This is a genomic window from Sphingomonas sp. BAUL-RG-20F-R05-02, assembly GCF_022662305.1.
In the GTDB taxonomy this organism is placed as follows: domain Bacteria; phylum Pseudomonadota; class Alphaproteobacteria; order Sphingomonadales; family Sphingomonadaceae; genus Sphingomonas.
This window is the reverse complement of the sequence record NZ_JAKNQH010000003.1, coordinates 31,768-57,636: the sequence shown is the minus strand read 5'-3', so window position 1 is coordinate 57,636 and position 25,869 is coordinate 31,768. Positions and strand designations below refer to the sequence as shown.

General features: G+C 66.6%; 28 protein-coding genes and 1 pseudogene. 17 read left to right on the top strand and 12 right to left on the bottom strand.

What is annotated here, in order from left to right:
* Window positions 1-27: 27 nt before the first annotated feature.
* On the bottom strand, window positions 28-1,248 hold the full coding sequence (locus L8F97_RS08280) for an argininosuccinate synthase (RefSeq protein WP_242148437.1): 1,221 nt from the start codon (window positions 1,246-1,248) through the stop codon (window positions 28-30).
* A gap of 131 nt (window positions 1,249-1,379) precedes the next feature.
* Here L8F97_RS08280 and L8F97_RS08275 point away from each other — a divergent pair.
* The 3 genes and pseudogenes from L8F97_RS08275 to L8F97_RS08265 all read left to right on the top strand — a co-directional run.
* Window positions 1,380-1,979, top strand: a pseudogene (locus L8F97_RS08275) (helix-turn-helix domain-containing protein); the annotation flags it as partial.
* A gap of 157 nt (window positions 1,980-2,136) precedes the next feature.
* Window positions 2,137-2,586, top strand: coding sequence for a hypothetical protein (locus tag L8F97_RS08270; RefSeq protein ID WP_242148433.1), 450 nt, complete (start codon window positions 2,137-2,139; stop codon window positions 2,584-2,586).
* An 83-nt stretch (window positions 2,587-2,669) separates the two neighbouring features.
* Window positions 2,670-2,825 (top strand): hypothetical protein, encoded by a 156-nt coding sequence (locus L8F97_RS08265; protein ID WP_242148431.1) that lies wholly within the window; start codon window positions 2,670-2,672, stop codon window positions 2,823-2,825.
* A 58-nt stretch (window positions 2,826-2,883) separates the two neighbouring features.
* Here the strand turns inward: L8F97_RS08265 and L8F97_RS08260 are convergent, their stop codons facing one another.
* Window positions 2,884-3,687, bottom strand: coding sequence for an OmpA family protein (locus tag L8F97_RS08260; protein ID WP_242148429.1), 804 nt, complete (start codon window positions 3,685-3,687; stop codon window positions 2,884-2,886).
* Between the two features lie 85 nt (window positions 3,688-3,772).
* Window positions 3,773-4,834 carry a DNA replication/repair protein RecF gene (gene recF / locus L8F97_RS08255; protein ID WP_242148427.1) on the bottom strand — a complete coding sequence of 354 codons (1,062 nt, stop codon included), beginning with the start codon at window positions 4,832-4,834 and terminating at the stop codon, window positions 3,773-3,775.
* 98 nt (window positions 4,835-4,932) lie between these two features.
* Here recF and L8F97_RS08250 point away from each other — a divergent pair, with 98 nt between their 5' ends.
* The 8 genes from L8F97_RS08250 (at window position 4,933) to L8F97_RS08215 (ending at window position 13,907) form a co-directional block, all read left to right on the top strand.
* Complete coding sequence (locus tag L8F97_RS08250; RefSeq protein ID WP_242148425.1) at window positions 4,933-5,499, top strand: carboxymuconolactone decarboxylase family protein; 567 nt, start codon at window positions 4,933-4,935, stop codon at window positions 5,497-5,499.
* A gap of 188 nt (window positions 5,500-5,687) precedes the next feature.
* Window positions 5,688-6,458 (top strand): hypothetical protein, encoded by a 771-nt coding sequence (locus L8F97_RS08245; RefSeq protein ID WP_242148423.1) that lies wholly within the window; start codon window positions 5,688-5,690, stop codon window positions 6,456-6,458.
* Window positions 6,459-6,730: 272 nt separating this feature from the next.
* Window positions 6,731-8,323, top strand: coding sequence for a flagellar basal-body MS-ring/collar protein FliF (gene fliF / locus L8F97_RS08240; RefSeq protein ID WP_313931932.1), 1,593 nt, complete (start codon window positions 6,731-6,733; stop codon window positions 8,321-8,323).
* A gap of 11 nt (window positions 8,324-8,334) precedes the next feature.
* Complete coding sequence (gene fliN / locus L8F97_RS08235; RefSeq protein ID WP_242148421.1) at window positions 8,335-8,673, top strand: flagellar motor switch protein FliN; 339 nt, start codon at window positions 8,335-8,337, stop codon at window positions 8,671-8,673.
* Window positions 8,674-8,678: 5 nt separating this feature from the next.
* Window positions 8,679-9,989, top strand: coding sequence for a sigma-54-dependent transcriptional regulator (locus L8F97_RS08230; RefSeq protein WP_242148419.1), 1,311 nt, complete (start codon window positions 8,679-8,681; stop codon window positions 9,987-9,989).
* Window positions 9,990-9,997: 8 nt separating this feature from the next.
* A complete protein-coding gene (gene flhA / locus L8F97_RS08225) occupies window positions 9,998-12,091 on the top strand; it encodes a flagellar biosynthesis protein FlhA (protein WP_242148417.1) in 2,094 nt (697 codons plus the stop codon).
* Between the two features lie 21 nt (window positions 12,092-12,112).
* The gene (locus tag L8F97_RS08220; RefSeq protein ID WP_242148415.1) at window positions 12,113-13,216 is read left to right on the top strand and encodes a flagellar hook-length control protein FliK; all 1,104 of its coding nucleotides are present in this window, start codon (window positions 12,113-12,115) and stop codon (window positions 13,214-13,216) included.
* 13 nt (window positions 13,217-13,229) lie between these two features.
* Window positions 13,230-13,907 carry a flagellar hook assembly protein FlgD gene (locus L8F97_RS08215; RefSeq protein WP_242148413.1) on the top strand — a complete coding sequence of 226 codons (678 nt, stop codon included), beginning with the start codon at window positions 13,230-13,232 and terminating at the stop codon, window positions 13,905-13,907.
* A 390-nt stretch (window positions 13,908-14,297) separates the two neighbouring features.
* Here L8F97_RS08215 and L8F97_RS08210 read toward each other — a convergent pair whose 3' ends face one another.
* The 7 genes from L8F97_RS08210 to L8F97_RS08180 all read right to left on the bottom strand — a co-directional run bounded on the left by L8F97_RS08210 (window position 14,298) and on the right by L8F97_RS08180 (window position 19,350).
* The gene (locus tag L8F97_RS08210; RefSeq protein WP_242148411.1) at window positions 14,298-14,669 is read right to left on the bottom strand and encodes a hypothetical protein; all 372 of its coding nucleotides are present in this window, start codon (window positions 14,667-14,669) and stop codon (window positions 14,298-14,300) included.
* Window positions 14,670-14,914: 245 nt separating this feature from the next.
* Window positions 14,915-15,358 (bottom strand): hypothetical protein, encoded by a 444-nt coding sequence (locus L8F97_RS08205; protein WP_242148409.1) that lies wholly within the window; start codon window positions 15,356-15,358, stop codon window positions 14,915-14,917.
* 103 nt (window positions 15,359-15,461) lie between these two features.
* On the bottom strand, window positions 15,462-16,280 hold the full coding sequence (locus L8F97_RS08200) for a flagellin (RefSeq protein WP_242148407.1): 819 nt from the start codon (window positions 16,278-16,280) through the stop codon (window positions 15,462-15,464).
* A gap of 295 nt (window positions 16,281-16,575) precedes the next feature.
* Window positions 16,576-17,328, bottom strand: a complete 753-nt coding sequence (gene flgH, locus L8F97_RS08195; RefSeq protein ID WP_242148405.1) for a flagellar basal body L-ring protein FlgH — start codon at window positions 17,326-17,328, stop codon at window positions 16,576-16,578.
* A gap of 27 nt (window positions 17,329-17,355) precedes the next feature.
* Entirely contained in the window at window positions 17,356-17,805 is a 450-nt protein-coding gene (gene flgA, locus L8F97_RS08190; RefSeq protein ID WP_242148403.1) for a flagellar basal body P-ring formation chaperone FlgA, read from the bottom strand.
* Window positions 17,802-18,587 (bottom strand): flagellar basal-body rod protein FlgG, encoded by a 786-nt coding sequence (gene flgG, locus L8F97_RS08185; protein ID WP_242148400.1) that lies wholly within the window; start codon window positions 18,585-18,587, stop codon window positions 17,802-17,804. Before flgG ends, flgA begins: the two co-directional genes overlap by 4 nt.
* 19 nt (window positions 18,588-18,606) lie before the next feature.
* Window positions 18,607-19,350 (bottom strand): flagellar hook-basal body complex protein, encoded by a 744-nt coding sequence (locus tag L8F97_RS08180; protein WP_242148398.1) that lies wholly within the window; start codon window positions 19,348-19,350, stop codon window positions 18,607-18,609.
* 139 nt (window positions 19,351-19,489) lie between these two features.
* Here L8F97_RS08180 and L8F97_RS08175 point away from each other — a divergent pair, with 139 nt between their 5' ends.
* Genes L8F97_RS08175 through L8F97_RS08155 form a run of 5 tightly spaced genes read left to right on the top strand, consistent with a single transcriptional unit; the run spans window position 19,490 to window position 22,424 of the window.
* Entirely contained in the window at window positions 19,490-20,017 is a 528-nt protein-coding gene (locus tag L8F97_RS08175; RefSeq protein WP_313931931.1) for a flagellar basal body-associated FliL family protein, read from the top strand.
* Window positions 20,014-21,030, top strand: coding sequence for a flagellar motor switch protein FliM (gene fliM, locus L8F97_RS08170; protein ID WP_242148395.1), 1,017 nt, complete (start codon window positions 20,014-20,016; stop codon window positions 21,028-21,030). Before L8F97_RS08175 ends, fliM begins: the two co-directional genes overlap by 4 nt.
* Window positions 21,027-21,623, top strand: a complete 597-nt coding sequence (locus L8F97_RS08165; RefSeq protein WP_242148393.1) for a DUF6468 domain-containing protein — start codon at window positions 21,027-21,029, stop codon at window positions 21,621-21,623. The genes fliM and L8F97_RS08165 overlap by 4 nt, the downstream gene beginning before the upstream one ends.
* Window positions 21,623-22,219 (top strand): MotE family protein, encoded by a 597-nt coding sequence (locus L8F97_RS08160; protein ID WP_242148391.1) that lies wholly within the window; start codon window positions 21,623-21,625, stop codon window positions 22,217-22,219. Before L8F97_RS08165 ends, L8F97_RS08160 begins: the two co-directional genes overlap by 1 nt.
* A gap of 10 nt (window positions 22,220-22,229) precedes the next feature.
* On the top strand, window positions 22,230-22,424 hold the full coding sequence (locus tag L8F97_RS08155; protein WP_242148389.1) for a hypothetical protein: 195 nt from the start codon (window positions 22,230-22,232) through the stop codon (window positions 22,422-22,424).
* Here L8F97_RS08155 and L8F97_RS08150 read toward each other — a convergent pair.
* Window positions 22,405-23,055 (bottom strand): UPF0149 family protein, encoded by a 651-nt coding sequence (locus tag L8F97_RS08150; protein WP_242148387.1) that lies wholly within the window; start codon window positions 23,053-23,055, stop codon window positions 22,405-22,407. The genes L8F97_RS08155 and L8F97_RS08150 overlap by 20 nt on opposite strands.
* A gap of 155 nt (window positions 23,056-23,210) precedes the next feature.
* Here L8F97_RS08150 and L8F97_RS08145 point away from each other — a divergent pair, with 155 nt between their 5' ends.
* Window positions 23,211-23,480 (top strand): HU family DNA-binding protein, encoded by a 270-nt coding sequence (locus L8F97_RS08145; protein ID WP_242148385.1) that lies wholly within the window; start codon window positions 23,211-23,213, stop codon window positions 23,478-23,480.
* A gap of 324 nt (window positions 23,481-23,804) precedes the next feature.
* Here the strand turns inward: L8F97_RS08145 and L8F97_RS08140 are convergent, their stop codons facing one another.
* On the bottom strand, window positions 23,805-25,745 hold the full coding sequence (locus L8F97_RS08140) for a glycoside hydrolase family 97 protein (RefSeq protein WP_242148383.1): 1,941 nt from the start codon (window positions 25,743-25,745) through the stop codon (window positions 23,805-23,807).
* Between the last annotated feature and the right edge of the window lie 124 nt (window positions 25,746-25,869).

Here is a 25,869-nt window from a genome sequence, read left to right as displayed (position 1 = left end):
CTCAGCCACGTCGAGTTCCGGTAGGTGTCAGCGCTCGTCGCGCCGCCCCAGCAGCCGCAGGCGCAACGCGTTCAGCTTGATGAAGCCCGCTGCGTCGCGCTGATCGTAAGCGCCCTGATCGTCCTCGAAGGTGACGACCTTCTCCGAATACAGCGAATAAGGCGACTTGCGTCCGGTCACGTACACGCCGCCCTTGTAGAGCTTGAGCCGTACCGTGCCGGTCACCTTCGCCTGGCTGTGGTCGATCGCGGCCTGCAACATCTCGCGCTCGGGCGAGAACCAGAAGCCGTTATAGACCAGCTCGGCATAGCGCGGCGCGAGTTCGTCCTTGAGATGCGCCGCGCCGCGATCGAGCGTCAACTGCTCGATACCGCGATGCGCGAGGTGGTAGATCGTGCCGCCCGGCGTCTCGTACATGCCGCGCGACTTCATGCCGACAAAGCGGTTCTCGACCAGATCAAGCCGGCCGATGCCATGCTTACGGCCCAGCTCGTTGAGCGCGGCCAGCAACGTCGCCGGCGACATCGCCTCACCGTTGAGCGCGACGCCGTCGCCGCGCTCGAAGTCGATCGTGATGACCTCGGGCTCGTTGGGCGCGTCCTCGGGATTGACGGTGCGCGAATAGACATACTCGGGCACCTCCTGCCACGGATCCTCGAGCACCTTGCCCTCGGACGAGGTGTGCAGCAGGTTGGCATCGGTCGAGAACGGCGATTCGCCGCGTTTGTCCTTCGACACCGCGATCTGATGCTGTTCGGCGAACTCGACGAGGCGCGTGCGGCTAGTAAGATCCCACTCGCGCCACGGCGCGATCACCTTGATATCGGGGGCGAGCGCGTAATAGCCCAGCTCGAAGCGGACCTGATCGTTGCCCTTGCCGGTCGCGCCGTGGCTGACCGCGTCGGCGTTCACCATCCGCGCGATCTCGATCTGGCGCTTGGCGATCAGCGGCCGCGCGATCGAGGTGCCGAGCAGGTACAGCCCCTCGTACAGCGCATTGGCGCGCATCATCGGGAACACGTAATCCTTGACGAACGTCTCGCGCAGATCGTCGATGAAAATGTGCTCAGGCTTCACGCCGGCCGCTTCCGCCTTCTTGCGCGCCGGTTCGAGTTCCTCACCCTGGCCGAGATCGGCGGTGAAGGTGACGACCTCGCAATTATAGGTCTGCTGGAGCCACTTGAGAATCACCGAGGTATCGAGGCCGCCCGAATAGGCGAGGACGACGCGATTGATCTGATCGGACATGGGCAGCTCCGGCGAGAAAGGGGTTGCCCGCGCCTCTAGGCGGCAGTGGCCACCTTCGCAACCGTGATGCGCGCCGACAGCGATGGCAGGAAGGCCCGCACGGCAATTGCGATAGGAAACACGAAGACGATCCAAGTCATTCCGTCTCCACGCTGGCGTCCTCCTATAGTCATGGTAGCTTGGCGCAGATGCAGGACGCGATAAACCGGCTAACCCCGAAACAATCCCAATGTCTCGCGCTTGTCGCCGAGGGCATGACGAGCAAGGAGATCGCCCGGTCGCTCGGCCTCTCCGCGCGTACAGTCGACGATCATGTCGAGAAGGCCAGGATCAAGCTCGGCGCGCCGACACGACAACGCGCTGTCGCCATCTTTCGCGCCCAACAGGCCGTGCCGTCGACACCGTATCAATTACGGTGTGAGCCGCCGGCAGTGGACGAATCGGCCATGCCCGAGCCAATCAACGCTCCGACATCGGGGCTGAACGACAGCGGGGCGGTGCCTTTCGGGCACTTTCCCGCAGTCGCGACGTCACAACCTTCGTCACGCATACCGGAAGCCGTTTATCATCCATCGTCGACCCTGACCGTCACCATGCAAATCCTTGCCATCGCAGCAGCCATCGCGCTGATCGCGCTGGCGAGTCCGCAACTGATCCGGGGCGCCGAGGCGATAGCGGACTTCATACTCAAGACCACGCGAACGGACCGGGGGATCCACCTCCCCCGGTAAAGGGAAGCTCATGTCCGCACCTTATGCACTATCCACTCTTACAGTCGCGATACGCCAAGATCGCTGTCGCCCCGATGCGACATCCTCGCACATGACGTGCGCCATCTTCGCCTGATGGCCGCTTGACCGGCCCGAGGCATCCTGCTTCCGCCCGGTCATGCTTCACACCGCTATCCAGATCTATGTGAATGCTTTCCTGCCGCTGTGCCTGCTCACGCTCGGCGCGGCGATCCGGTGGGGCGGCACGACGGAGCGAATTGTCGCATGGTCCTGCGTTTTGGCATCCTCGATGCAAAAGCTGTTGATGGCCCTGTTCGGCCACAGCTTCCAGCAACTCGAACCGACCGTCATGGTCGTCGATCTGACCCTGCTGATCGCGTTGTGCTGGGTGGGTTTGCGCGATCCGCGCTGGTGGGTGCTTACGATGTGCGCGTTGCAGTTGCTATCCGCCTCGACACATCTCGAGCATCTGGTGGATACGGGCATGTCGCCACTCGCCTACGCGATTTTGAGCGGCACGGGTGCATACCCGACCCAGTTTCTGCTGATCGCCGGGATCGTCGGGTATCACGCACGGACGAACCGACGCGTCACAGGCGTGCGATAGGGTCGGAATCGTCTTTCGAGATTCTGGCGGCGCGTCTCGCCCCGCCATGCCGGCTCGCCCGGCGATACGATCGGCACCAGCGGTTGCGCGCGCTGAACGTGTTGTACGACACGTTGCGTGCGGTTGCCGGGGAGCTTGCGGTCGCGCCGAATGCGGTGCGCGCGTGCGATTACATCCGCCCGGATCTGGTGGATGATGTGGCGTTCGCGCTCGGCCTGTGGATTTCGCCGGGCGATTAGGCATCCGCCGGACGTCAGGCTTCGGGGCGCCGACCCGATCGGCGCCCCTCGCGTCGGTTTACCGATCGAAGCTGTCCGCGCGTTGCCCCAGCAACGTCACCTCGACCCGGCGATTGAGTCGCATTCCCGCCGGCGTGGCGTTGGTCGCGACGGGATCGCCCTCGCCATGCCCGCGTACGCGGAAGCGGGCGCGCACCACGCCGAGTTGGTCGAAGGCGGTGCGCACGCTTTCCGCACGGCGTTCGGACAGATCCTGGTTATGCGCATCGGTGCCGCGGGAATCGGTAAAGCCGTCGATCGAGACGCGCACGCCGGGATTGTCCTTCAGATAGCCGGCCAGCGCCTGCAACTTGTCGATCGCGTGCGGGCGCAGCACCGCCGAGTCGGTCTGGAACAGCACATCCTCCTGCAAGGTCATGCGCGCGCCCTCGGGCGTCTGGCGGAAATGGTAGTCGCGCATCGCACTGCGATCCCAATGACCGCGATTGGGTCCGCCACCGGGGCCACCACGATCGACCACCACGACCTCCTCGCGCACCGTGCGCCCGGGGCCGTAGCGATCCCAGTTGAAGCGTGCGCGGTCCGGCCCCGCGACTTCGGCGAAGGCACTGTCGGCGGCGTCCGCTTCGCGCCGGTTGATATAGCCGTCGCGGTTAAAGTCGAAATTGCGCATCACGAAGGCGCGGCCACGCGGGGTGCCGCGCAGCTCGGGGTACAGCATCGGCACGCCCGGCCCGGCAAGCCGATAGGGGTGATCGCCCGGCGCCCAGTCCCACCGGCCCTGTGCGGATGCCGGCACCGCGACCAGCAGCGCGCTGGCGGCAGTCGCCACCGCGAGGATCATACGGTTAGTCGTTTTCATGTAAAATTCCTTTGTCGGCCCACTCTTGATGCAGGTTTGCCCGAACGCGCTTGAACGCCGCGTGAGCCATGCCGACAGGTGCCGTTCAGCGTATCGGCAGCCCGATCCGGGTAGCGGCACCGCGAACCTCGTCGAACAGCGTGGCCTCGGTGCCGGTCATCCACACCTGCCCGGTCCCGGCGAGCGCGTCGAACAGCGCGGCGCGCCGGCGCGGGTCGAGATGCGCGGCCACCTCGTCGAGCAGCAGCACCGGATGCCGCCCGGTGCGCGCCGCGACCAGCCCGGCATGCGCGAGCACGGTGCCGAGCAGCAGCGCCTTCTGCTCGCCGGTGGAACACAATGCCGCTGCCTGCCCCTTGCCAAGATGTGTGACGGCAAGGTCGGCGCGGTGCGGGCCGATCAGCGTGCGCCCCGCCGCCATATCGCGGCGGCGGCCGGCGGCGAGATCGGCGGCGAAGGTGTCGCCCTGCCCGGTCCACCCCTCCAGCACCAGCCCGGCGCGCGCGAACGGCCCGTCCGGCTGATCCGCGAGCACAGCGCCGAGCGACGCCACCGTCTCGCGCCGTGCGGCGTCGATCGCCGCGCCATGCTCGCCCATCTGCGCCTCCAGCGCGGTGACCCAGTCGGCGTCGAGCGGCGCACCCTCCGCCGCTTCGCCGAGCAGGCGGTTGCGCGCGCGCATCGCCGCATCATAGCGGTTGGCGTGGACGGCATGGCCGGGCGCCAGCGCCAGCGTCAACCGGTCAAGGAAGCGCCGCCGCTCGGATGCCGGCTCGACGAACAGCCGGTCCATCGCCGGGGTCAGCCACAACACCGTCGTCCATTCCGCGAGCGCGGTCGCGGCGGCGGCGGCGCCCTGGATGCGCACGATCCGCCGCTCGGGCGCGGTGGGGACCGTGCCGGTCGCGATCTGCACGTCGTCACCGATGGTTGCCGCCACGCCGAACCCGCCGGCACCGCCCTGCCGCGCCATCTCGCCAAGCGCCGCCTGCCTGAGGCCCCGCCCCGGCGCGAGCAGCGACACCGCCTCGATCACGTTGGTCTTGCCCGCGCCATTCTCGCCGGTCAGCACGACGAAGCCGGCGCCCGGCTCCAGCGTCAGATCGGCATGATTGCGGAAATCGGTGAGGACGAGGCGCGACAGCATCGCGGGTCGCCTTAGCGGCAATCGCGACCATGACGCCAGTTTCACGCAACCGTCGCATCGACCCGGCTATTGAGCAGGCACCCCAAAGGAGAACCCCGATGCGCCTGCCCCTGATCGCCCCCGCCGACCTCTCGCCCGAACAGAAGCCGCTCTATGACGACATGAAGACCGGCATCGCCAGCAACTTCAACGATTTCAAGGTGCTCGCCGATAACGGCGCGCTGATGGGGCCGTGGAACCCGTGGCTGCACGAACCCGTCATCGGCAAGGCGGTGTGGGATCTCACCAAGGCGATGTCGATGCAGGCGACGCTGCCCGATGCGGCGCGACAGATCGCGATCCTCGTCACCGGCGCGCATTTTGATGCCGCGTACGAGATCTACGCCCACATCGCCGTCGCCGAGCGCGAGAAGATGCCGCCCGCGCGCCTGTCCGCGCTGTGCGCCAACATCAAGCCTGCCGATCTGAACCCGGAAGAGAGCGTCGCATACGACGTCGCGTTCGCGCTGGTGAACGGCGGCGTGCTGCCCGAACCTTGCTACCGACTCGCCGTGGAAACCTTCGACCAGCACGGCGCGAACGAGCTGATCTACCTGGTCGGCCTGTATGCGCTGGTGTCGATGACGCTCAACGGGTTCAACGTGCCAGTGCCGGAACGCGACTGATTGCCCTATTTCCGACATGACGCGAACGTCATTTCACCGTTCGTTCGCGTCCATGTAGAGCGCCTTATCCGGGCGTTGCGGCGCACACCCCTTAGCCCCTATGGCTCGATCGCCTGTTCGTAGGAACGGGCACCGGGCGGGGCGCGGGCCGGGCGGTGGTTTGAACGGAGCGTGGGTCTTTTGCGCGGATGATGCTGGCAGGCGGTTACGAATATTGGCGCTGGCACGACCGGTCCTTCCGGCGGCGTGCCTTCGCGTTCGGCCTCGCTTTGGCGATCGAGCTGCTCATCGCGCTGTTGGTGCTGCTGTGGGGATCGCAGCGCCCCACCGCCGTGCCGCCGAAGCCGAGCGAACTGCACCTGTTCGTCCCCTCCGAACTGCCCGACCCCGCCAGGAAACCCGCCGCCAAGGGTGAGAAAACCACCGTCCAGCACCAGCAGAAGGCCACCGCGCCCAAAGTCACTCAGCCCAAGCCCGACATCGTGCCGCCACCCCCGCCGGTGCCGGTCCCGCCCAAGCTCATCACCATGAGCCAGGACGATTTCGCCGCGACCGACATTTCCAAGCTGCCCACCCACGGCAGCGACAGCGGTGACGACAAGCCCGGCGGCGGCAACAAGGGTGGTGCGGCCTATGGCCCCGGCGAAGGCCCGGGCGGCGAGCGGCTGTACAACGCCGAATGGTATCGCGAGCCGACCGATGCCGAACTGAACGGCTATATGCCCAAGAACGTGCAGGACCCCGAATACGCCGACATCGCCTGCCGCACGATCGAATCCTACCATGTCGACAATTGCCGCTCGCTTGGCGAATCGCCGATCGGCTCCGGCCTCTCCCGCGCGATGCGACTGGCGGCGTGGCAGTTCCTCGTCCGCCCGCCCCGCGTCGGCGGCAAGCCGCTGATCGGCGCGTGGGTGCGCATCCACATTTACTTTACCAGGCGCGCCGCGAAGGAATAGCCGGGCAAGCTTGGCGCAACACACGCCGCGTACCCAGCCTGCCATTGAGCCGGCCCGCCGCCCTGCCCGCTCGTTCGTTCCGAGCGTAGTCGAGGGATGGTCAGGCAGAGCAGGTGTCTTGCCTTTGCTCGACACGAACCGGGCGTGAAGGGAGAGGAACGCGCCCGCCCTTCACGCGGAAATTTTTGCCTAGCGGAAAAATCGGCCGCCCGGTCCATCCTATAATATCGGCATGGGGACATTCAGGCCCCGCACTTGTGCCGAGGTCCAGCGTGAACGCGATCCAATCCTTCCTGAAACAGATCGGCACGCGCCGGATGTACCTGATGGGCGGTGTCGCGGTGGCGATGCTGGCGGCGCTCACCTTTCTCGCGTTTCGCGGCAGTTCGGCGGAACTGGGCTATCTCTACACCGATCTCGACCCGTCCGCCGCACAGAGCATCTCGCAGAAGCTCACCGCGCAGAACGTGCCGTTCCGCATATCGGGCGACGGCACCGCGATCATGGCGCCGACCGACCAGCTCGCGCAACTGCGCATGAGCATGGCGGGCGAGCAGGTCGGCGGCAAGATCGGCTACGACGTGCTCGACAGCGCCAGCCCGTTCGGCCTGTCCTCCAGTCGCGAGAAGATGGACGAAACGCGCGCGACCGAGGGCGAGCTCGCCCGCTCGATCGCGACGCTCGAGGCGGTGTCGAGCGCGCGCGTCCACATCGTCATGCCGGAACGTGCGGTGTTTTCGGACGAGGGGCGCAAGGCCACCGCCGGCGTAACGGTGCGCACGCGCGGCCGGCTCTCGCCCGAGAACGTGCAGGCGATCCGCTACCTCGTTTCCTCCTCCGTCCCCGAACTGTCGCCGGAATCGGTGTCGATCGTCGATCAGACCGGCCGCCTGCTCGCCCGCGCCGGCGATGCGGGTGCCGCGACCAACGCGGAGACCGACGAGATGCAGCAGGCGATGGAAGAGAAACTGCGCGCACAGATCGAAAGTCTGGTCGAGCCGATCGTCGGCGCCGGCAAAGTCCGCGCCGAGGTGTCCGCCAATATTGACCGCGACAGCCGCCGCGAGGAATCACAGACTTTCGATCCCGACAAGCAGGTGATCGCGCACCAGACCTCGGTGGAATCGGGCGACCAGAGCCAGGAGGGCAACGCCGCCGCACAGGGCGCGTCGGTGTCCGCGCAGTTGCCCGGCAACGCGCCGGCACCCACCGCGGGCGGCAGCGATACCCGCCAGGCAAACAGCAAGCAGACCTCGGAAGACACCACGTACGACAACACCCGCACCAACGCGGTCGTCGTCCGCCAGCCCGGCACGCTGAAGCGCCTTACCGTCGCGGTGATGATCGACAGCGGCGCCAAGCCGCTCCCCGCCGCACAGGTCCAGCGCCTCACCACGCTTGTCCAGAACGCGGTAGGCTACGACGCGCAGCGCGGCGACAGCGTCGCGATCGAGAACATGCCCTTCGCCCAGCCCGAGGAGGTCGCCCCGCTCGGCAGTTTCCTCAGCAGCCTGCCCAAGGACCAGATCTTCAACCTGCTCAAACTGGTGGTGATCGGCGCGATCGGGCTGTTCGCGCTGAAGATGATGCGCACCCGTGGCGGCGGCGCCGACCTGCCCGAGGGTGCAGTGCAGGAGCAGACGCTCCTCGGCCGCATCCTGCCGCCCGCGATCACCGGTGCGCCGGCGCTCGCGGCGCTCCCCGCGGGCGACGGCGTGTCGCACATGGAGCAGATCGACCAGGAGATCGCACTCGCCCAGGTCGAGGGCGGCATCAAAGCCTCCTCGCTGCGTCGCATCGGCGAGACGATCACCGCCAACCCCGCTGAATCGGTTTCCGTCATCCGGCAATGGATGAACGCGTGATGGAGAGTAACATGGACGCCACCGCATCTTCCCAGCCCGCCCCAGACCTTGCCGCGTTCGGCACCAGCTTCGACACCGGCCACGATGTCGCGCTGAACGCGCGCGAGCCCGCCGGCCTCGAAGCCTTGTTCGACGTGCCCGTCCGCGTCCAGGCGATCCTCGGCCGCGCCCGCATGCCGATCTCCGATCTGATGGCGCTGCGCCCCGGCGTGGTGGTCGAGCTCGATCGCCGCATCGGTGAATCGATCGACATCCTCGTCAACAACCGGCTGATCGCACGCGGCGAGGTGGTGATGATCGACAATGCGCTCGGCGTCACGCTCACCGAAATCGTCCGGCATGAGAATTGAGCACGATGCCTGACGAGACGATACCGATCCGCATGATCCTGCTCGGCCCGCCCGGCACCGAAATCCGCCACGCCGCCGAAATGGCGCGGGATAGCGGCGCGGACGTGACGCTCGCCGACGATACCGCGCACGCGCTCGCCACCTTGCGCGAACACGGCAGCGATCTCGTCATGATCGACGTCGCGATCGATACGCCCGCCTTCCTGCGTGCCTTGCGCGCCGAACGGTTCGCGGTGCCGGTGCTCGCCTGCGGCATCGGCGCGCCCGCCGAACGCGCGGTCGCCGCGGTACGCGCCGGCGCGTGGGATTACGTGCCGCTGCCACTCGAACGCGCGCTCATCGCCGCCGCCATCGCCGCCGTCGCGAGACGCCCCGCCGCGATCATCGGCGAGGCACCCGCGCTGCGCCAGGCGGTCCGCTTCGGCCTGGCGATGGCCCCTGCCGGCGCGGCGATCCTCGTCACCGGCGAACATGGCGCGGGCAAGGCGCTGATGGCGCGCACCATCCACGACTCATCGCGGCTGAGCGGCCCGTTCGTCATGGTCGATTGCGCATGCCTCGACGAAGCGGTGCTCGAATCCGAACTGTTCGGGCATGAGGCGGGCGATTTTCCCGGCGCGGTGGCGCGCCGCGTCGGCCGCATCGACGAAGCGCGCGGCGGCACGCTGTTCCTGCGCGAGATCGGCGCGCTGCCCGCGCACACGCAAGCCCGGCTGCTCGATCTGTTGCAAGGCAGCGTCGGCCACCGCATCGGCGGCCCGCGCATGGACCAGAGCGCACGGCTGATCGCCAGCAATATCGGCGATCTCCATGCCGAGGTCGCCAGCGGCAGCTTCCGCGCCGATCTGCTCGCGCGGTTCGGCATGATCCAGGTGGCGCTCCCGCCGCTGCGCGCGCGCGGCGACGATATCGCGCTGCTCGCCCGCCATTTCGCGCACACCGCCAATATGCAGTGCCACCAGCACGACGGCGGGGTGGACGACGATGCGCTCGATCTGCTCAGCCGTCACGACTGGCCCGGCAACGTCCGCGAGCTGGAGGCGACCGTCCACCGCGCGGCGATGCTCGCCGGTGGCCGCCCGATCGCCGCCGCCGACATCGTGCTCAACACCACGCGCGCACCCGCCCGCACGCCGGTCGACAGCCTCGTCGGGCGCACCATGGCCGAGGTCGAGCGCGAGCTGATCCTGCACACGCTGGAAAAGTGCCGGGGCAACCGCACCACCGCCTCCTCGATCCTCGGCATCTCGGTGCGCACCATGCGCAACAAGCTGCGCACCTTCATGGATGCGGGTTTCCCCGTCTCCCCGTGCTGAGATAGACCATGCCAACCAGCCTCCCCAATGGCGTAAACGCCTTCCTGGAACGCATCGGCGCGGGCCGCGATCTCGCGCTTGCCGGCACGGTGGTCGCGATCATCGCGATGCTGATCCTGCCGATGCCGGGCTGGCTGCTCGATTTCGGCCTCGCGCTGTCGATCACCGTGTCGGTGATGATCCTGATGACCGCCTTGTTCATCGAAAAGCCGCTTCAGCTCTCCGCCTTCCCGACGATCCTCTTGATCGCGACGATGCTGCGGCTCGGGCTCAACCTCGCCTCCACCCGGCTGATCCTGTCGCACGGGCAGGAGGGCACGCATGCGGCGGGCGGCGTGATCGCGGCGTTCGGCGAGTTCCTGATGGGCGGTCAGACCATCATCGGCATCACCATCTTCCTGATCCTGATCGTCATCAACTTCGTCGTCATCACCAAGGGTGCGGGCCGCATCGCCGAGGTCGCCGCGCGCTTCAGCCTCGATGCGATGCCCGGCAAGCAGATGGCGATCGACGCCGACTTGAACGCCGGCATGATCGACGAAAAGACCGCGCGTGAGCGCCGCAGCGAGCTGGAGGCGGAAAGCGGCTTCTTCGGCGCAATGGACGGTGCCTCCAAGTTCGTGAAGGGCGATGCCGTCGCCGGGCTGATGATCACCGGCATCAACGCCGTCGTCGGGCTGATCCTCGGCGTGGCGATCCACGGCGTCGATTTCTTCACCGCGTTCAACACCTATACCACGCTGACCGTCGGCGACGGCCTCGTGACCCAGATCCCCGCGCTGATCGTATCGACCGCTGCCGGCCTGCTCGTCTCCAAGGGCGGCGTTACCGGGCAGACCGGCGCGGCGCTGGGCGATCAGCTCGGGCGCTTCCCCAAGGCGTTCGGCATGTCGGCGTTCCTGCTCGGCGGTTTGGCGCTGATGCCGGGGCTGCCGTTCATCCCCTTCGCCACGCTCGCCGGCATCTGCGGCTACGCCGCCTGGGCGATGAGCAAGCAGGCCGAGCGCAAGGCGGTCCTCGCCCGCGCCGATGCGAACGCCGCCGACGCTGCGGCCAACCAGGTCGAGGAACCGATTTCGCAGACGCTGGCGATCGACGCAGTACGGATCGAGATCGGCTATGCCCTCCTGCCGATGGCGAACGGCGCCAATGCCGAACCCCGCCTCGACGACCAGATCCGCGCGCTGCGCCGCCAGTTCGCCACCGATTACGGCTTCGTGCTGCCACCGGTGCGCATCCTCGACAATATGGCGCTGAAGCCCAACGATTACGTCGTCTACGTCCGCGAAACCGAAGTCGGGCGCGGCGAGGTGCGGCTCGACCGGCTGCTCGTCATCAACCCTACCGGCGCGCATACTGGCCTATCGGGCGAGGAGACGCGCGAGCCGGTGTTCAACCTGCCCGCGCTGTGGATCGGCCGTGAGCTTCGCGACGAGGCCAATTTTCGCGGCCTCACCGTGGTCGATTGCGGCACGATCGTCACCACCCACCTCACCGAACTGGTCAAGGACAATATCGCCGATCTGCTCTCGTACAGCGAGACGCAGAAACTGCTCGGCGATCTCCACAAGGACAGCGAGAAACTCGCTGCCGATCTGGTGCCGTCGAAAATCTCGGTGTCGGGGGTGCAGCGCATCCTCCAGAACCTGCTCGCGGAAGGCGTGTCGATCCGCGACCTGCCGACCATCCTCGAAGGCATCGCCGAAGCCGTGCCGCTCACTAACAACCTCACGCAGATGACCGAGTACGTCCGCGCGCGGCTCGCCCGGCAGATCTCCGCACAACAGGCGCGCGACGGCGCGATCCCGATCGTCACGCTATCCCCCGAATGGGACCGCGAGTTCAGCGAAAGCGTGATCGGCGACGGCGACGAGCGCCACCTCGCGATGGCCCCCTCCAACCTCCAGAAGTTCATCGCCCACGTCCGCGACACGTTCGACCGGATGGCGGTGGACGGCGAGATTCCCTGCATCCTCACCAACCCGTCGATCCGCCCGTTCGTCCGCTCGATCATCGAACGCGTTCGCCCCGCCACGGTGGTGCTGTCGCAGAACGAGATCCACCCGCGCGCCCGCGTCCGCGCGCTCGGCGCGATCGGGTGATGTGCGTCCTATAATACGCCCATGACCCCGATCGCGGCCACAGCGCCCGCACCCACAGCGCCGCCCGCAGCGCCCAAAGCGGCCGACCGCGACGATCGGTTCGCCGCGATGGTCGACGACGGCGGCGCGGACGCGCTCGCCCCGAGCGCGCGCCCGGCGCAGGATGCCGCCAAACCCGCACCCGCCGCCAAGCCGACGCCGGCCACCGCGCCGCAGACCACCGCCGCCGCCACGCTCGCCGCGCTGATTGCCGCCGCCAATGGCGAGGCCGCTCCCGCGCCCGCCGACGCGCCAGTCGCGCCCGAAGCAAAGCCCGATGGGCAAGCCCCCGCCGACCCCAAGGCGGAGGCCAAGCCAACCGACAAGGACGCACCCGCACCAGCCGCCGCTTCAGCCCCAACGCTACCGATCACCGCGCCCGTCCTCGCCGCGACGCCGACGCCGCTCGCGCCCGCCCCGCACATAGCCGCGCCGACTGCGAAAGTCTCGCCCAAGGACGAAAAGGTCGCGACCGCGTCCGCCGCCGACGCCAAGGCCACGCACGCAACACCGGCCCCCGCCGAGGCACCGCCCACCAAGGCCGAGACCACACCGACCGGCGACTTCAAGGCCGCGCTCGATGCCACGATCACGCCCGCGCAGCCGCACACCGCCGCCGCGCATCTGCCCGCGCCCGACGCCCCCGTCGTCTCGATCCGCCCCGGCCAGCTGGCGGCGGACACCGGCATCCAGATCGCGCGGCAGATCAACGCGGGCGAGAACGAGTTCCTGCTCCGCCTCAATCCCGCCGAGCACGGCCATATCCAGATCCACATGCGCTTCGCCGAGGATGGTGCTTTGCGCGCGGTGATCTCCGCCGACAGCGCCACCGTGCTCGACATGCTGCGCAAAGACAGCGGCGATCTCGACCGTGCGCTTGGTCATGCCGGCGTGCGCACCGATGCGCAGTCGTTCAGCTTTGATTCGCAGGGCCAGCCCGACGGCGGCCAGCGCCAGCCGCGCGGCACGCCGCAGGGATCGGCGCAAAGCTGGAACCACACCGCCAGCGATCAGACCGAAGACACCCCGCTCCCCCGCTTCCGCCCGTTGCACGGCGGGCTGGGCGTGCTCGACCGTTTAGCATGAAGGATCATCGATCATGACGACCGTCACCACCAACACCGGCGCCAACGCCACGCCCACCGCGACCGCCACCACCGCCGAGGCCACCAAGGGCATCGGCGCGGACTTCAACATGTTCCTCAAACTGCTCACCACCCAGATGCAGAACCAGGATCCGCTCAACCCGATGGACACGTCGCAGTACACGCAACAGCTCGTCCAATATTCGCAGGTCGAGCAATCGGTGCAGCAGACCGGCACCTTGAAGGACATCCTCACCCGCCTGACCTCACAGGACATGGCGCAGGCCTCGTCGTACATCGGCAAGGAAGCGAGCTTCAACAGCAGCTCGTCCGCGCTCGGCGCGAAGCCTGCGGCATGGAACTGGACGGCGGGCAGTGGCGCATCCTCGCTCACCGCGAGCGTGACGGACGCGAGCGGCAACGTCGTCGCCACCCGCCCGATCGACCCCGCCAGCCACGGTCGCTTCACCTGGGACGGCACCAAGGATGACGGCAGCAAGGCGGCGGCCGGCTCCTATTCGCTGGCCGTCAAGGCGACCGACGCCTCGGGCGGGGATGTCACCAGCACGGTCAACGGGCTCGGCGTGGTCGATGGCGTGTCGGCCGCGGCGGGTGTCGTCTCGGTCAGCGTCGGCGGCACGACCTACCCTGCGACGCAGCTGCTCGGCGTGTCGGCGGCGGATAAGGACTAATCCGGAGGCGCGCCAGATCGCCGAAAAGCACCGATTCGCCGCTATAATGAAACTGTGATGAGCTTGGATCGTTAAGCCCCTTGTCACTACGGTTCGGACTGTAACGGTCCGAAAAACGCTAGAGCCGGTGATGCGTCCCCCCTTTGCGCATCACCGGCTCGAAACGTTTGTGGCACCCCGATCTCGCAGCCATACCGGCGAACTATGTCGGACGGGCGGCTTCTATTGAAGTATGTCGTGCGATCTTCGCTAGCCTGCTCGCCGCAAGGCAAAAAGCCGGCAACGCGCGTCCCCACGCCCGTCACCGGCTCGATCCGTTATCCCCTGCCGCTTCCCCCGAAGCGGCACCCGGATCGGCTCCCCTTCAAAAGCGCTCCCCCAGACGACCGCCTACTGCTTGGTAGCCGCGCCGCTTGCCGCAAGGAAATCGCGGACCGCAAGCGTGCGCATCGTGTGTTCACGCACTTGGGCGAGGTGCGGGCTGGCAACGGCGGTGACCGCGAAGCCGAGCGGCGTGCACCCGGACACCGCATCAGGCGCAGTCAGCATCGCCAGGCACTCCGCCAGCATCGGGTCCTCAGTCGGGCCGAGCACATCCTCCACCTCGGCGATGGTGATGCCCGGCTGCCGGAACGCGATCCGCGCCGCAGCATGCCACAGCGCTTCGGCATCGGTGACGACCAGATCGAAGCTCAGGCGGAACCGTTCACCGGTCTGCCCGGCCTCGATATCCTGTTCGTACATGGCAATCGACTGAGCCATCGTCTTCCTTCCGAAGCCGCGTGGGTGGCGGCGCATTCCTGCGGTGTCAGCCGTTCCTGACGGCGTCCTTTTCGCCGCACGGCCGCCGGAAGAACATTGCGCAAAACGCCGTTAAGGGCTGCTACGGAAGCCGCGCGGCAAAGATAGTGAAAGAAACGCGCCTGACACGGCGTGAAGATGCCACGAACTCGCGCGCTGTCGCACGCGTAACGTCTCACCCTGATTTAAGTCCATTTTGGTGTTATTCAGTGGAGCGTCCACGGGCGTCGCGCCAACTCGCGCGCGACGGTCGCGGCAAGCGTGAGTTCCACGAACATCCGGTCCCATAGCAGCGCGGGCAGGTCGAAGCCGGCGTGCTCCGCTCCGACACCGCAGGACAGGCGCACCGCAGGCTGGGGATGCTGGATCAGGTCGAACCGTGCCGGGAATTGGCCGTCGACGGTTTCCTCCGGAATGGTGGTTCCTGTGTTGGTCATCCGCGCCGACAGGATCATGGCAGAGAGCATCTCGGCGCCGAACACATCGAGCCGGACACGCGGGCAGCCGGGCAGATCGGCCCGCTCCATTGCGATCACGCCGCCGGCGGGATGCGGTTCGACCCACAGCCGCAGGCAGGTACCGAAAGCATCCTCGATCTCGCGTATGCGGCGGGGTTCTGGGGCAGGCGCGGGTGCGAAGCTGATGGTCATGAGCCTACGCCGAATTTGAAAAGCGGAAAAGGGGCCGGACGGTACGCCCGGCCCCTTGGTGCGGTGGCCCCGGATACAGGGGGCCACCGCTTGCGGTTCCGGATTAACGGAACAGCGAGGTGATGGTCTGCGGCGCCTGGTTGGCGATCGACAGGGCCTGCACGCCAAGCTGCTGCTTGACCTGAAGCGCCTGCAGCTTCGCCGATTCCTTGGCGAGGTCCGCATCCACGATGTTGCCGACGCCTGCGGTGATCGCGTCCGACAGCTTGCTGACGAACGTCGACTGACCGTCGATCTGGCGCGACGCCGAGCCCAACGTGCTCAGCTTGCCCAGAACGCTCTTCGACGCGGTTTCCAGGTTGGCGACCATCGTCTTTGCCGTAGCGGCATCGGTGAAGGTCGCGCCCAGGCCCGTGATGTCGCTCTTGAAGTCCTGGTTCGCTACCGCCAGGGGGTCCTGGGTGGTATCGGTGGACTGGAGCGCCGACACGGCACCGGTGCCGCCGTCGAGCAGGTTGACGCCGTTGAACGTCGACGAGCTGATGATCGTGCCAATCTGGCTTTTCAGCGCGTCGAAGTCCTGCGACAGCGCCGAACGGCTGTCCGCAGAGATGCCGGCGTCCGAGGCCTCGATGGCCTTGGCCTTCATCTGGTTGAGCAGGTCGGAAACCTGCTCGCCGCCGGCGATGGCGACGTCGGTGGTGCTCTTCGCCGTGCTCAAGGACGAGCTGACCGCCGACAGGCTGCCCAAGTCGCCGCGAAGCGTCTGTGCAACGGTGTACTTGGCCGAATCATCCTTGGTCGACGACACGTTCAGGCCGGTGTTGATCCGGTTCTGGGTCGTGGTCAGTTCCTTCTGCGTAGCATTCAGGTTCTGAAGAGCGGCCATCGCGCCGAGGTTGGTGTTTACCGAGAGAGTCATAGGTATTTCCTTCTGGAAGATGCGGGGTGGCTTCTGCTGCCCCGGTCAGGCGAGCGCCTCACATCTCTATTGTGGGAAGGATTATGGGATGTCGGAAATCATCCTCGAACTATTCGCGGTTAGCGAAACCTTACGCGGACGCGTGCTTCACCACCTAAGAAACGGCCCGGACGCGCAGGTCGCGCATCCGGGCCGATTTTAGCCTGTCGCTGAACGCGATAGCCGCGACGTTACCGTCGCATTGCCCGCGGCGTGACGCGTTTTGAGGCGCGTAGCCTGTGCGTTGCCGCGCGGTTTAGAACGGCGACAGCACGTCCATCAGTTGCTGGCCCCAGCGCGCCTGCTGCGCATCGGTCAACTGCCCGCGCCCACCATAGCTTATCCGTGCCTCGGCGATCTGGGTATGCTGGATGCTGTTGTCGCGCGCGATGTCCTGCGGCCGCACAATGCCGGAGACGAGCAGCTCGCGCAGTTCGTAGTTGACCCGCGTCTCCTGTCGCCCGCGGATGACGAGGTTGCCGTTGGGCAGCACCGACGTCACCACCGCCGCGATCGTCATGTTGACCACTTCGCTGCGGTTGACCGTCCCCGCGCCCGCCGAACTCGACTTGGTGTTGGTGCTCACCAGCGTGCTGGGGTCCACCCCCGCCACCCGCTTGGCGATCTTCTCCAGCCCGAGCAGCGCGCTGACGCCGGAGTTTTCCGATCCGTCGCGGGTGCGCGTGGTGGTGTTGCCGACGTTGGCCTTGTCGGAGATGTTGACCTTGATCGTCAGGATATCGCCGACCCGCGTCGCGCGCTGGTCCTGAAACAGCGCACCCGCGCCGACCCGAAACAGCGACGGGCTGTTGACCGCCGCCGCCTGCGGGTTGCGGCCTTCCGCCATCGCGACCTCAGTACGCGAGCCGACCGACGCCTCGACCTCGGGCGCGGCGACCGGCGCCATTTCGCTCATTTTGGGCGCCTTGCCGATCTGCTTGATCCGTCCCATCGTGCCACAGCCCCCGAGCGCGAGCGCCGGGATCAGCAGAATTGCAATTTTTTTCATTACCTTACCCTTTGTTTGCGCAGCGTCTCACGACGCCGCGAACAGAACCTTGCCGGTGCCCGACACCACCGCGTCGAGCGTGCGTCCGGTGGCGTTGCTGAACACCCGCACCGCATCGCCCATCCCGCCGCCGGACAGTGCACGGCCGGGCGCGGTGATGGTCAGCGCGCCGCTGTGCACCAGGATCGACACCGGCTCGCCGCGCCGCACCAGCTGCACCGGCAGCGTATCGGTCAGCCGCACCGGCGACCCCGCCGCCAGCGCGCGCGTCGCCTCGCGGCCGACCGCATCGCTCGCCCGCAGCGCGCCGCGCACCTGTGCGGCGGGCAGCGTGCCGCGTTCGAAATCGGCTTGCGAGAACGCCTCGCCGCGCCCGACCGGGCGGGCGAGCACATCCGCCTCGGCGGTCGGCGCAACCTGCGCGACCGCAGGCGCGGCGACCAGCACCAGCGCGGCGAGGAGATGCCGCGCGCTCACCGCAACTGGCTCGTGGTGGAGAGCATTTCATCGGCGGTCTTCACCACCCGGCTGTTCATCTCATACGCACGCTGCGCGGTGATGAGCGCGGTGATCTCGCTGACCGGGTTGACGTTGGATGCCTCGACGAAGCCCTGCATCACCGTGCCGAAGCCCGGCTCACCCGGCGCCGCCACCGTCGGCTGGCCCGAGGCGCTCGTCTCGATGAAGCGGTTGTCGCCGGTCGCCTCAAGCCCCGCCTCGTTGACGAAGGTGGCGAGTTCGAGCTGGCCGACCGTCTGCATCTGCGCGTTGCCGGCGGTCTTGACCTGCACCTCGCCGGTCTTGGAGATGGTCACGTCGACCGTGCCCTGCGGGATGGTGATGCCGGGCTGCACCGGCAGCCCGTCGGTCGTCACCAGCTCGCCCTGATCGGACACCTGGAGCGTGCCGTCGCGGGTGTAAGCGGTGTCGCCCGACGGCAGCGTGACTTGCAGGAAGCCGTGGCCCTGGATAGCGATGTCGTAACGGTTGTCGGTCTGGTTCATCGCGCCCTGCTGCGCCACGCGGTACACGCCGCCGGTGCGCACGCCCGAACCGATCTGGATGCCGACTGCGGTCTTCGCCTCGGTGCCGCCGCTGGCAGCACCCGGCCGCTGCACCTGTTCGTAGAGCAGATCCTGAAACTCGGCACGCTGCCGCTTGAAGCCGGTGGTGCTCATGTTGGCGATGTTGTTCGAGATCACATCGACGTTGGTCTGCTGCGCGAGCATGCCGGTCGCAGCGATCGAGAGGGAACGCATGGGTGTTTCTCCTTAAATCTTAGCTGATCCGGCTGAGCCGGCCGATCGCGGTCTTGCGCAGGTCGCTCATGCTCTCGGACATGCGGATGCTGTTCTGGTAGGACCTGAGGATATCGATCATGTTGGTCGTCTCGATGATCGGCGAGACGTTGGACTGCTCGATCCCGCCGGTGCGCAGGCTGGTTTCGCTGGCGGGCAGCACACGGCCGTTCTGCGCCGCCATCAGCCCGTCACCACGCGGCGTAACGCTTGCCTCGTCGTCGAACACCGTCACCGCAAGCCGGCCGATATCGCCGGTCTTGGTCGAGATCGTGCCGTCCTTGGCCATCGCCAGCTCGCCGACCTGTTCGGCCGGTATGTTGATCGGCGACCCGCCCTCGTCGAGCAGCTTCTGACCCGCAGACGTGACGAGATCGCCACTGTCCGACACCCGCACATAGCCCGCGCGGGTATACGCGGTGGTGCCGTCCGCCGCCTGCACCGCGAAATAGCCGGGGCCGTTGATCGCCGCGTCGAGCGGGTTGCCGGTCTGTTCGAACGCGCCGCTCGTGGTGTCGTGCACCGGGCGGTAATCGAGCACGAACGACACCGGCTTGGCATCGTCCACGCTCGCCTCGCGGGTATTCTCGACCTGTTCGTGGAACACCGGCTGCTCCCGCCGGAATCCGGCGGTGCTGGTGTTCGCCATATTGTTGGAAACCACGTCGAGCCGCCGCTTCAGCGCCTGTTCCTGGCTGAGCAGCACGTAGCTTGAGATGTCCATCCACGCCGTCCTGAAAAATGTGCAGGCCGGAAAATTTTGCCGACCTCCATCCTATAATAGACGAGAAACGAGCGTCGGCGGTGTCGGCGTCCACGAAAATTCGGATCGAACCCAGGGGGCTGCTCAAGCGATGTCCAAGATGGAGAAGATTACCGCCGCGCCCGAGGGGGAAGACGGCGCGCCAGCAGAAGCCCCCAAGAAGGGCAAGAAGAAGCTCGTCATCATCGGTGCGGCGGCAGCGGTGCTGCTCGCCGGTGGTGGCGGTGGCGCGTATTTCATGCTGGGCACCGCATCCGCCAACAGCCACGAGGCGGACGCCGCCCCGGCCGAAGCTGCGTCGTCCGAACACGGCGAGGGTGCCGAAACCGCGCTGGTCGACGTTCCCGCGATGGTCGTCAACCTGCGTACCGCCGGCGGCGATCAGCGTTACCTGAAGATCCACTTCATGCTCGTCCCGAAGACGGCGGCGGCGGGTGAAGCGGTGAAGGGCAAGCTGCCCGCGATCATCGACGCCTATCAGCCGTTCCTGCGCGAACTGCGCCCGGAGGATCTCGCCGGTGCCGCCGCCGTGTTCCGCATCAAGGAGGAACTGCTCACCCGCGCGTCCGACGTGATGGGCACGGGCAAGGTCGAGGACGTGCTGATCCAGGATCTCGTCCAGCAATGAGCGACGCGGTCGATCTCGATATGGAGGAGTTCGCCGCGCCTGAGGCACCGGTCGAACTCGCGCCGTTCGACCAGGCCGGCATCGACGCTCTGTTCGGCGACGTGCCGGTAGAGCAGGAGCGCCGCGCGGGGCTTCGCGCTGTCGTAGAATCGCGCATCATCAGCCACGAACGGCTGCCGATGCTCGAGGTCGTGTGCGAAAAGATGGTGCGCTCGTTTTCGTCGAGCCTGCGCAGCCTCACCTCCGACGCGATCGACGTCAGTCTCGAAGACATTACGTCGGTGCGGTTCGGCGACTTCATGGAACGCCTGCCGCTGCCGGCGATGATCGCGGTGGTGCGGGTCGACGCCTGGCAGAATTACGGCATCATGACCGTGGATTCGAGCCTGATCTACGCCACCGTCGATGCGCTGCTCGGCGGGCGGCGCGGCAGCCCTGCGCTGATGATCGACGGGCGCGACTTCACCACGATCGAGACCAATCTCGTCACGCGCATGATGAACCTCGCGCTCGACGAATTCGCCACCGCGTTCGAGCCGATCGCCCCGATCGATCCTACGCTGGAGCGGATCGAGACCAATCCGCGCTTCGCCGCGATCGCCCGGCCCAGCAACGTCGCGGCGGTCGCCACCTTCCGCGTCGATATCGACGGACGCGGCGGCAAGTTCCAACTGCTGTTCCCCTACGCCACGCTGGAGCCGGTGCGCGCCAAACTGATCCAGCGCTTCATGGGCGAGCAGGTCGGCCGCGAGAACATCTGGCAGAGCCATATGGACCAGGAACTGCGCCGCGCCGACATCACCCTCGAAGTCGTGCTCGGCGAACGCACGCTGCGGCTCGACGAGGTGCGCAGTTTCAAGGTCGGCCAGACCATCGCGCTCGACGCCGTTCCCGACCAGCCGCTGGAAATTCAGTGCGGCGGCGTCGGTCTCGCGCTGGGGCAGGTCGGCCAGCGTCGCAACAACATCGCCGTCAGCCTGCTCACCGGCATCGCCCCGAGGAAGAAGAAATGAGCTTTCCCCTGTTCGCCAATATCGTGACGACGATCCTGTGCCTCGCCGTGCTGGTGCAGAGCGTGCGGATGATGCGCAGCCTGAAGGCGGTCGGCAACGATCAGATGGGCAGCGTCGTCGCCGCGCTCGACGAATCAACCGCGCAGGCGCGCGCCGTGCTGTCCGGCCTGAAGCACACGCTGGAAGGCGATTTCGCCGGCAGCGTGAAGCTGGTGCTGGAGGGCCGAGAGATCCGCGACGAGCTGAAGATGATGATCGAGATCGCCAATTCCATGGCCGAACGGCTGAGCGATTCCAGCCGCCCCGCTGCCGACGCCGGGCCCCGGACGACCTTTGAAGACCCTGCGCCGCACCCGATCGAGCGCACCCCAGAGCCGCTACTCGATGATCTGTTTCCAGAGCCCGAGCCGCAGCCAGTCACGCCGCTGGCGAGCGAGCCACCTGCCCGCGCACCACGTTCACCCGCCAAGCCGATGAGCAAGGACGACATCGCCGCCAGCCTTGCCGAACTGCGCGCGGTGCTGTCGGGACCACTCGGCCGCACTGCCCGCGCCACCGAACTCAGGGCCGAAGCTCAGGCGGAGGCAGCATAATGGCGCGCCGCCCGCTCCTCCTCATGCTCACCGCCGGCGCCGCTGCGGTCGGCGCGTTTGCCAACGGCATGGACGCCGTGGCCTCCCCCGAAGCCAGCGCCGCCGCGCAGCCGGTCAGCCGGTTGGGCGCATCGATCGCGCAGGATATCCAGCAGCGCAATGCCGCCGCCGCGCAGCAATCGCGCGAGCTGCAACTGCGCGAACAGATGGTCAAGGCGACCGAGAACCGAATCCAGGCCTCGCTGAAGGCGAAGCAGCAGCAGGATGCCGCCGCTACGGCGCCGCAACAGCAGGCGCCGGCGCAGGCGACGCCCGCAGCACCCAGCGAAATCGATTCGCTCGCGACGATCTACGGCGCGATGAAGCCGGCCAAGGCGGCGGCGGTGTTCGAACAGCTCGATCTGGACGTGCAGGTGATGGTCGCCAAGCGCATGCGCGAACGATCGACCGCCGCCATCCTCGCGGCGATGAGCCCGACCGGCGCGGCCAAGCTCAGCATGGCGATGGCCGGCCGTCGCCCGACCATTCCCCGCCCCGCCTTTGCGGCCGCCCGTCCGATCGGCGGCGCTATGGCGAGCGCAACCGCGAAGCGCTGATGCAGACGCGTTGACACTGTACGCCGCGCGACCGGGCCATGATCTTGGCTTCGGCAACCTTGACCAGACCCTCAACGTGTGGCGGCCGACCGGTGTCGCGGGCAAGGTGCTGCCGGTGCCGATCTTCTACGCGGGCGGCTGGGTAGCCGGCTTGCTGGACGCCTATGGTGCCAGCGTGTGCGGGTTCAGCCGCAACAGCGCTTGAACTTCTTGCCCGATCCGCAAGCGCAGGGATCATTACGGCCGGGCTTGGCGGGGGCGGCGGGCGCCGGCGCGGCGTCACGCCCGTCCCTTGCGAACAACCGCAGCACGTCGGCCGGGATACGCGTCGGCGCGGCGTCGCAAATGGCGTTGATCTCGTCGGCGGTCAGCGTGGCGGCATCGCTGGCCACCGCGATCAGCGTGCGCAGATCGGCCAGCGCGGCGGCAGCATCGCCCTGCGCCGCCGACCAGCTTTGCGGCCGTACCTCCATCGCCATCGCAAAGCCGCCGATCCATTCTTCCCACAACGGCTCGCCGTTACGCGGATCGACATCCAGGATCGGCTGATGCCTGCCGCGCGCCAAATCGCGCAGGATTTCCTTCAGGCGCGCCTGCACCATGTCGGCGAACAGCCGCACGTCGAGAGGATCCTCAAACGGCGCGCCCTCGCCATAGGCACCGCCCCAGATTGGCGGCAGCCATTCGTCCACCACCATCCGTTCCGGGCAGACCGCGACCGCGGTAAGATAGCCGTCCAGTTCGGTCAGCAGCAGCGGATCGTCGATCGGCAGGTCGGCGAGAATCTCGTCGAGGCGGCGGAAGCGCGAAGGGAACCGGAAGATCGGAGAGGGCATATCCCCATAGGCGCTAACTTCACGGTTTGTGCAGGCTATTCGGTATTTTGGCGTCATTTGGGACGGAAACGGACTACGCCGATCAGCACGTCGATTGCGTAAGCACCGGCTATGGGTAAAGTCCCGCCAGTTTTTCCAAAGGGAGTACGAAGATCATGAACATCGCCGATCTGACCAAAGGCGTCGCAGAGGCGACTGGCTCGACCGACGCTGACGCGAAAAAGGCGATCACGGCCGTATTCGACCAGATCGCGAATGCCGCAGCGAAAGGAGAGGAAGTCTCCATCCCGGGGTTCGGCAAGTTTGCCGTGAAGGATCGTCCGGAGCGTCAGGGCCGCAATCCGTCAAACGGTGAGGCGATCACCATCGCGGCATCGAAAAAGGTGGCATTCACGCCCGCCAAGGGGCTTAAGGACAAGCTCTGATATCAGCGTGGCGGCCACTTCGGGCGGCAGCCGGGTACACGTGGACGCAGAGCATCCACTGACCCTTGGAAACGCTCAACTCACGGAACAGCGCTTGCTGCTCGAGTGGTATCTAGCCAATCAAATCCCAAGCCGACCGAGACGAGCAATCGTTTAAGGCGGTTGGACGGGGCCGGAAGATTCTCTTTCGGCCCCGTTTTCTTGACCGCTCGCCAAGAGGCTGAACGTCGATAGTTCAAGGAAGCGTTGCCGATCCGTACCGCGGCGAAAACGCCGGAGCAGCGCGTTTGCACGAAGCAGTCCGCCGCATCCGGTAATCTCGCTTCAGCGATCGCGAACCAACGTCAGGACCGCACCGCCACTCGGCGCCAGCGGCACGATGAGGTTGCCATTGGCAGAGAGGATGCCCGTACGTCGGTCGATCGCGACAGGAGCCTTCCCGTCGACCCAAGCCTGCACGCGCCACTTGCCTGTGCCAAGAAACGTCAGTGGCAACGAAACCGTGCGGCCATGTTCATTCGTGATCATGCCCACGTACCAGTTTTTGCCGTGGCGTCTCGCAACCGCGATCCATTCGCCGAACGCGCCAGCGATACCGCGCGTCTCGTCCCAAACGGTCGGCACCTCTTGCAGAAAATCAACGCCCGGCGCCCAATTGCCATTCGAGGTGTGGTAGGCGACGGGCGCATCGGCCAGCACCATCAGCGGGCTGGGAAAGACCACAAACAAGGCGAGTTGATGCGCGCGGGTGGTCATGACTTCAGGCGCCGGCGCGCGGTATCGGAATTCTGCCGGTGTTACGTTGCGAAATCCACCGGGGGTATAATCCATTGGGCCGATCGTGGCGCGCGAATACGCGGTGCGCACGTTGTAGCCGGCCGTAACATCACGGCTCCAGCGGTTGTATTCGTTGCCCATCACGCCTTCTTGCGTGATGTAATTGGGATACGTCCGGTCCAGACCACGCGGCACGAACGCGGCGTGCAGATCGACCAGGAGGTGATGCCGCGCGGCGCTTGCGAGCAAGCGATGGTAAAAGGCGACGACGTCCTGGTCCTGCCGGTAGATGAAGTCCGCCTTCATGCCGGCGATGCCCCAGCGCTGCCACTGGGTGAGCACAGGCTCCACCCGATCCTTCACGGAATTCCAGTCGGCCCACAGTATCAGGCGAACGTGCCGCTGGGCGGCGTACCGCACAAGCTCCGGTATATCGATCCCTGCGGCCGACGCGGTCACGTCGGCGGGCGTGTTCGGGTCTGACTTGGCCGCCCAGCCTTCGTCTATCAGATAATATGGCAGATGCATGCGCGCGGCGAAATTGATATAGCGCCGATACGTCGGCATGTTGTGACCGGCGTTGGGCACGTCTGGCGCGAGCAGTCCCGACCACCAGCCCCAGGCTGCCTTGCCCGGCTTTACCCATCCTGTATCACCAATGCGGGACGGTGCAGCCAGCCTGTCTACGAGCCGGTTGGCAATCATCTGTTCCGGCCGATCCGCGATCATCACCACGCGCCACGGCGTGGCGAACCCATGGCGCGGCATCGCGATCTTCACAGACACGGCATCGTTGTCGGGACGCGGCGTGAGAAGAACGGCAATCGCGCTGCGATCCCTGATGCCGGTCAGATATGCAGCCGAGTAATTCTCGATGTTGCTTTCGGTGAGGGCATAAGTCTCTCCGCCGCGGCCGGTGACGCAGGTGAGCGGAAGGTCGTAGAGTTCGCCTGGCGCAATATCCCGAGCGTGTACGACAACCTCATCACCCTCATGGCTGTTGAAGTATTTCTTATGCCGGACGCCAAGGCATTGATCGTTGCGTGGCACGACGAAACGGGTTTGCTCAGAGGCGAGCTTGATCAGCGGGATCGTGCGCTGTGGCGGAATGACAAGCCTGAACGCGGCGCCATCATCGCAGGCGCGCGTCTCCAGCCGGATCTCCCGCTGCAAACCGCTGCGTTCGCGCGCGGTCAGGATCCCCTGCGCACAGTCGCTCGCCCCGGCGGAGATGCGCAACCGGCTGAGCAAGGTCAAAGCGCCGAAAGGTTGCCGGGCCAACTCCAGGCTCACTGGCGAAGGTGCGATGAGCAGCGACGAGCCATGCCGTATTGCAATCATCAACCCGCCGCTGCGCGTCACGTCGGATTTGATGGTGACATGCCTGCTGCGAGAGATGACGTAATCGGCTGTCGTTTCCCTTTGTGTGAGAGGCGTGCAGCTTGCCAGGGCGGCCACACTGGCGAGGCCGCCGAGAACCTTTTTCATGCAATTTTCCGACTGGATGATGGACTCCGGCAGCGCCTGCCAGAAGATCGCAACGGCTGCGACCCGAAAGGTGAAAGCCGTGCGGCTTCAACGCCGATTTGGCAGCGCACCCGGCGTCGCTTCA